Source organism: Coleofasciculus sp. D1-CHI-01, assembly GCF_040218875.1.
Lineage (GTDB): Bacteria > Cyanobacteriota > Cyanobacteriia > Cyanobacteriales > Coleofasciculaceae > Coleofasciculus.
Genome location: NZ_JAVJQP010000071.1, coordinates 61761 through 68393, shown reverse-complemented (window position 1 = coordinate 68393; position 6633 = coordinate 61761). Strand labels below are relative to the sequence as shown.

Annotated in this window: 5 protein-coding genes; all 5 read right to left on the bottom strand. The window is 44.8% G+C overall.

Annotated elements, in window-relative coordinates:
* On the bottom strand, positions 1 to 255 hold a 255-nt coding region (locus RIB93_RS13070; protein WP_446373194.1), incomplete at its 3' end, for a hypothetical protein.
* 81 nt (positions 256 to 336) lie between these two features.
* Positions 337 to 1104: a YebC/PmpR family DNA-binding transcriptional regulator gene (locus tag RIB93_RS13065; RefSeq protein WP_446373193.1), complete on the bottom strand. Its 768-nt coding sequence runs from the start codon at positions 1102 to 1104 to the stop codon at positions 337 to 339.
* Between the two features lie 124 nt (positions 1105 to 1228).
* Positions 1229 to 2323, bottom strand: a complete 1095-nt coding sequence (locus RIB93_RS13060; protein ID WP_446373192.1) for a hybrid sensor histidine kinase/response regulator — start codon at positions 2321 to 2323, stop codon at positions 1229 to 1231.
* 296 nt (positions 2324 to 2619) lie between these two features.
* Positions 2620 to 4332 (bottom strand): EAL domain-containing response regulator, encoded by a 1713-nt coding sequence (locus tag RIB93_RS13055; protein WP_446373191.1) that lies wholly within the window; start codon positions 4330 to 4332, stop codon positions 2620 to 2622.
* Positions 4329 to 6572, bottom strand: coding sequence for an ATP-binding protein (locus RIB93_RS13050; RefSeq protein ID WP_446373190.1), 2244 nt, complete (start codon positions 6570 to 6572; stop codon positions 4329 to 4331). The genes RIB93_RS13055 and RIB93_RS13050 overlap by 4 nt, the downstream gene beginning before the upstream one ends.
* Positions 6573 to 6633: the final 61 nt, after the last annotated feature.

Genomic DNA, 6633 nt, shown 5'->3' with positions numbered 1-6633 from the left:
AATATTAGTTCTAAATACCTGCTCAAATAATTGTTCCCCGTAACCCTTAACCGATTCCTTCGCCTGTTCCGCCTTCACGGTATCAGTTTGGGGAAACACCAACCATTCCTCAAAATACCATTCCAGATTCTCTTCTTGTTTGGGGGTGAAAGGGTCAGTAATTGCGATCGGATAATTCACCCGCCCATCAAAACTAAGAGTCGCCGTAAATCCGTTATTGGTTGAGTCCTGTTCGCGAATGGTAATGGTTGTCATCCGTCATTCGTCTTATGTCTTATGTCAGGTATGGTAGCCCAAAAAATAGAGGCATAGCAATGCCGTGCCCCAACTCTCGTCTCACGCCATCGTCAACGACACCAAATCATCTGCCATTTCAAAATTGGCGGTGACATTCTGCACATCATCCAACTCATCTAGGGCATCCATTAATTTTAGGAGCGATCGCGCTACATCCGGATCAGTAATTTCGACACTATTCCCCGGTATCCAACGTAACTCAGCATCGCTCACGCTGAAGCCCTGATCCTGTAAGGTTTGATTAAGGTGTTCTAGATTGGTTACCTCGGTAACAACTTCCACCCCCGGTTCCTCGTCGTCTTCAATCCACTCATAAGTTTCCGCCCCACCAGCCAGTGATGCTTCCAATAGCCGATCCTCGGACACCTCACCCGCTACCGTCACCACCCCTTTTTGTTCAAACATCCAACTAACGCAACCCGTTTCCCCCAGATTCCCGCCATTTTTAGTAAACGCCGATCGCAAATCTGCCGCCGTGCGGTTACGATTATCGGTAAGGGCTTCAATCAGAATCGCCACACCTCCCGGACCATAGCCCTCATAGCGAATCTCTTCCAGGTTGTCGCTACCACTATCAAACTGACCCGACCCTTTCGCGATCGCCCGGTCAATATTATCATTGGGAATACCCGCCGCCTTCGCCTTCTCAATCGCCGTGCGTAACCGGAAATTCCCATTCGGGTCAGGAACGCCACTACGGGCGGCGACAATGATCTCCCGTGAGAGTTTGGCAAAGGTTTTCCCCTTCGCCGCATCCACTCTCGCCTTCTGGCGCTTAATATTTGCCCACTTACTATGTCCTGCCATAACTGAAACCCAAATCGGTCAAATCCCGCTTCCCTAGGGTAGCTTGGTCATTTGTCATTTGTCATTTGTTAGGGAACAGGGAATAGGGAATAGGGAATAGGGAATAGGGAATAGGGTTTCCCTTTCAAACAGGAAGAAGAACGCGAACGGTGGTGTGTTGATTGGGGATACTATCAATGGTTAAAGTTCCCCCCAATAGTTCGATTAACCGCTTACTGATACTCAGTCCCAATCCTGTCCCTTGTTGGGCATAAAGTTTGCGTTCAAACTGCTGATACGCCCCCAACTTAGTAATTTGTTCTGGACTCATCCCTCGTCCGCGATCGCTAACTGATAAGGCGTAGAATGGTTGACTGGCAACCGCCCTCCCTATCACCGAAACCGGAGTGCCAGCCGTCGAATATTTAAACGCATTATCCACTAACTCTTCTACAATTTTCTCCATCCGAGTTTTGGCAATTTGTAGACTGGAATCATGCACATCAAGCTTGACATCAGCGTCTCGATTTCTGCGTTTCGCCTGTTGCCAAACCATGGTTTCAATCACTGAGGCGGCGGAACTGGTCCGAGAACTGCGTAAGGCTTGAATCCGATTCGCATCCGTTACGGTGAGTTCCAGTTCGGCGTAGAGTAAAAAGTTTTGAATCAGTCGGTGTAATCGTTCACCTGATTTACGGATACTTTCCGACATTTCCTTGATTTCCTGCCGTTCCAGGGTATCCCCTTCTTCCACTAATAACTGGGAAAATCCCAGAATATTCGTTAGCGGCGACCGCATTTCGTGGGGGAGAGACAGGCTGATACTGGTGCGTAACTGGTCGAGTTTTTGGGTTTGTTGTTCCTCAATTATCGCTTGTTTTTGTAACCGGGAGGCAATCGCATTCAGTAATTCATCGACACTAAAAGGCTTGGTAATATAATCATCTGCCCCTAGTTCCATCCCTTGACGCAAATCCGTTTTATCGGTGCGGGCGGTGAGAAACATAAATGGAATGGTGGCGGTTACAGGATTTTTCCGCAATGTATTTAAGACGCCAAACCCATCTAATTTGGGCATCATCACATCACATAAAATTAAATCCGGTTGATACTGCGGCACTAAATCCAATCCCGCACAACCATCGCCAGCGCCGCAGACTTCAAACTCCTCGGCTTCCAGCAATTCCATGAGATTTTCCCGGACGGTTTCTTCGTCTTCGATAATTAGAATTTTTTTCATGGTTGTTATCAGCATTTTTGGCATAAATTAAAACAGATTGACGACAAGGGAACTGAAGGGTTAAATCTGATAGTTTGCACCTTTGTCGGTAAGCCGCCACATCTGCCAAGAACTCAAGTTCTTGGCTCATAGCTTAAGTCCATTAAAATGGACTCAGACTAGATGTGCAGTCGTCTAAAGACGACTTTCGCTTTGAGACTTGGGTTTTAACCCAAGGCTTAGTCAGGGCGGGTTTAGTTACATCGGGGTGAAGGAAGAAACGATAGTTGTGAAACCCGCCCCTACAATCCTCAACTCTATTTTATTCCCGCTAAAGCTTTTTCGCTGAATAATAAGGATTCAAATTCCTTGGCTGGCAAAGGCTTACTAAACAGATACCCTTGCATCTTATGACAGTGATGCTGAACTACAAAGGAAAGTTCTGCTTCAGTTTCTACCCCTTCCGCCACTAATTTTAAATCCAGCGTATTTGCCATTTCAATAATCGCTTGGGTAATTGCCGCCTGACTCGGATTATCCTGAATATTGCGAATAAAGCAGCGGTCAATTTTCAAAGTATCAAAGGGAAACTGCTGTAAATAGCTTAAAGACGAATACCCTGTGCCAAAATCATCAATGGCAATCTCCACACCCAGCGCTTTTAATGCCTGTAAGCGGCGAATCGCTACATCGGTATTTTCCACCAGCATACTCTCCGTTAATTCTAATTCTAAATACTCCGGTCGCAATCCGGTTTGGGTAAAAATCTTGACTAATCGATGACGCAAGTCTAGTTGCTGAAATTGACGCCCGGATAAATTGACTGCGATTTTCAAGTGAGGATAACCCATTTTTTGCCAATGGCGAGTTTGCTGGCAAGCCGTTTTTAACACCCATTCCCCAATCGGCAAAATCAATCCCGTTTCTTCTGCTAGGGGAATAAACTTAATCGGAGAAACCAGTCCCCGTTCGGGATGTTCCCAGCGCAATAGGGCTTCTGCACCGATAATATTACCTGTTTCTAAATTAATTTGCGGTTGATAGTAAACCTGAAGTTCATCTCGTTCTAACGCATAGCGTAAACTGGTTTTTAATGCTACCCGATCGCAAGTCCCTTGACTTAAGGCAATCGAGTAAAACTGATGGCAATTTCCTCCCTGTTGCTTTGCCTGAAACATGGCTTTATTTGCCTGATTCAGTAACTGTTCAATATCCCTGCCATCACGGGGATAGAGTGCCATACCAATACTAGCGGTGACAAAAATTTCTTGGTCATCAATGGCAAAGGTTTGGGAGAATTGTTCTAAGAGAGTTTGGGCAACGAAAACTGCATCTTTTTTATGGGAAGTTGTGGGGAGAATAAGTGCAAATTGACCGCTGCCTAATCGTGCTACATAATCCTCAGAGGTGACTCCGTTAACTAAACGTTGGGCTACTGCTTGTAATAAGCGATCGCCTACACTATGCCCTAAGTCGTCATTAATTTGATTAAACCGATCTAAACCGACACATATAATTGTCATTAATTGCTGGCTATGCGTCAATTTTATCTGTTTAAATTGCTCGCGTAAGGATAACTGATTAGGCAAATTGGTTAAGGAGTCATGATACATCAAATAATCGAGTTGATCCTTTGCTTGCTCAAGTTCACTACGATACTGCTGCTGCTTTTTAAACCGAGTCGCGATCGCGCCTAATAATTCTGCCCGGGTAAAGGGTTTAGTCAGGTAATCATCTGCCCCTAATTCCATCCCTTGCCGAAAATCAGCTTTAGCCGCTTTAGCGGTTAAGAAAATAAAGGGTGTGGTGGCAAATGTTGTCTGCTGACGCAACGCTTTTAACACACTATATCCATCCAATCCCGGCATCATTACATCACAAATAATTAAATCCGGTTTTTCGACTTTGGCTAAATCAAGACCCTTATAACCATTGATTGCACCAATTCCGGTTAATCCTTCGGCGTCCAAGAATTCTAAAATATTTTCCCGGACGAGTTCTTCATCTTCAATGACTAATATCTTTTTCATGACTTTACGATGGGTAGAGTAACGGTTACTGTAGTGCCAACCCCGATGGTACTATTGATGTGAATATCACCCTGATGAATATCCACACATCTTTTCACAATGGCAAGCCCTAATCCGGTTCCTGGAATCGTGCCAACGTTGGTTCCCCGATGGAATGCTTCAAATAATCGGTCTTGATCCTCTAGGGGAATCCCAATGCCGCGATCGCGAATTTCCAGGGTAATTTGTTCGCGATTTCCTTTGAGTTTAACTTCAATCGTTTCTTCGGAGGATGAATACTTAATCGCATTGCTTAACACATCCTCTAAAATTTGCTGGAGTAATTGCTTGTCTAGATATATTTCTTGGGCATCAAGGGTCGCTTTCCACTCATAACTGATGTTAATAACAGAGTGTTTTTGCAGATTAAGTTGCAACTCTTTCACTAATGTGGCACAAAATACTTCCAAATCAATAGGTTCTAGACTTAAGGCAAGTTTGCCTGCATCTGCTTTCCCTAAAATTAATACATCATTTAATAATTTAGTCATATACTTAACCGAGGTTTGAATTCGGTGCAAATGCATCAATTGTTTCTCATCTGACCATTTATGCCGATAATGTTCTAGTAACTCGGCTGACGAGTGAATCGTGGTTAAAGGGGTGCGAAACTCATGAGACGTTACCGTAATAAAGCGGGATTTGAGGTCACTCAGTTCCTTTTCTTGTGCCAAGGCATTCAGAAGTTCTGCTTGCACTCGTTGGCGTTCAGTAATATCCTCCGCAATCCCCGCAATTCGGATAGTAATTCCTGCCTCATTCACTACCGGAAACGCCCGCACGCCCATCCAACGTACTGAACCATCAGGGCGAACAATCCGATATTCTTCCTGAAAATTTGCTTCTCCTAGGGACTGTTTGTGTAACGCTTGGGTTACGCGATCGCGATCCTCCGGATGAATGGATTCTAACCAAGATGAAGGTTGTTCATATAAACTTTTAGTCGAACGTCCCCATACCTCCTGATACACTGGACTAATATAGATCATCTGGCTAAAATCAGGAGTGGTTAAAAAGAAGACTTCGCGAATATTTTCTGTCAGTTGACGTAACTGTTCTTCACTGGTACGGAGTTGTTCCTCTATCCGTTTTCTTTCGATAATTTCGACTTGAAGAACATCATTGACTTTCCTTAACGCCGCCGTGCGTTCTTCCACGCGCATTTCTAAGGCATCATTCACTTGTTCTAGGCTGAGTCGCATTTGCACCCGATCCGTGACATCTTGGACAATTACCGAAACTTCTTCAACCCCACTCGCCACAATTCGCGCTTCAAAATTGCGGGCTTTACCATTCACCCAGAGTTGATATTCCACCCGTTGAATAGTTTTCGTTTCCAGCGCTTGTTCAATATGATCCCAAATTAATCCCGCCACTGGTGTGGGCAGGATTTGATGTAAATGTTTACCAATAATATCGGCAGCCGGAATAGGCAGCGTGTCGGTTTTTGCTCCATGCCAATCTAAATAAATTCCCGCACTGTTAATCCGAAACAAAGCATCAGGGATAATTTCCAAAAGCGCGTTATTTCGGGATTCCGCCCGATTTAAAGCGGCAATAACCTGCTGATGTTTTTGCTGTTGAATGTGGTAGTCTTGTTCCCGTTGAATGTAATAGAATACCATCGCCCATTGAGACGCGATCGCACAGACACAATCAATTTCCGCCTGACTCCACTGGCGTTGCGCTTGCGTCGTCAGCAGGCTAATCGCCCCAAAATAGGATTGACGATGACAAAGGGGTAAAATTAACAGAGGTAAACCGGAAACCCTCTGCCATTCTTGGATTGGCGCTGGGGGCTGTTCATCCGCGATCGGAAAAATCAGTGGTTTTCCCTGAATTAGCCAAGTATAATATTTCCCGTAGAACTCACAAATTAGCCGAGAGGATGAGTCATCTACAGTCCCCTTTCCTCGCAATACGTTATATTTGTCTACTTGTCTCTTTGTCCCCCTTACCTCCCCCTCAAGAGTCGCCGTAGTTAGTCCCAAGTCTGATACCATAAAAATCAGACAGGAATCAACCTGTAGACCGTAACGCAATTGATCCACCGTCGTTTGCAGCCCATCTTTGGGAACACCGTTCCCTTGCGTCACTTGGGCAATCTGCTGCATAATTGCCACTTGTAGGGTTAACAGATGATTCTCCATTGTCCCCGATCCATGAGCGTTAATTGATAGATGCTTGGATGAGATAGCCATGAGTCATGAATGGATGAAATATAAAAGGTTTGACATTGGCGAATCCTAGAATGAACCTTAT

Excerpts from the sequence above, each read along its gene's own strand:
- RIB93_RS13055 (WP_446373191.1), bottom strand. The coding sequence starts at position 4,332 with ATGAAAAAGATATTAGTCATTGAAGATGAAGAACTCGTCCGGGAAAAT.
- RIB93_RS13050 (WP_446373190.1), bottom strand. The coding sequence starts at position 6,572 with ATGGCTATCTCATCCAAGCATCTATCAATTAACGCTCATGGATCGGGG.
- RIB93_RS13060 (WP_446373192.1), bottom strand. The coding sequence starts at position 2,323 with ATGAAAAAAATTCTAATTATCGAAGACGAAGAAACCGTCCGGGAAAAT.
- RIB93_RS13065 (WP_446373193.1), bottom strand. The coding sequence starts at position 1,104 with ATGGCAGGACATAGTAAGTGGGCAAATATTAAGCGCCAGAAGGCGAGA.